Annotated in this window: 1 tRNA gene; it reads right to left on the reverse strand. The window is 53.8% G+C overall.

The features are described from left to right. Positions 1–76 (reverse strand) — tRNA-Ala (locus SAY88_RS25795). Positions 77–208: the final 132 nt, after the last annotated feature.

A 208-nucleotide genomic window follows, 5' to 3' on the forward strand; every position in this document is an offset into this window, starting at 1 on the left:
TGGTGGAGCCTAGCGGGATCGAACCGCTGACCTCCTGCGTGCAAGGCAGGCGCTCTCCCAGCTGAGCTAAGGCCCCGAGCGTTTTTAAACAAACGATCAATTAAAACAATCGTTTGATTAGTTGTTATATTATGGTGGGCCTGAGTGGACTCGAACCACCGACCTCACGCTTATCAGGCGTGCGCTCTAACCAGCTGAGCTACAGGCC

The organism is Halalkalibacter flavus (assembly GCF_036663575.1).
In the GTDB taxonomy this organism is placed as follows: domain Bacteria; phylum Bacillota; class Bacilli; order Bacillales; family Bacillaceae_D; genus Halalkalibacter; species Halalkalibacter flavus.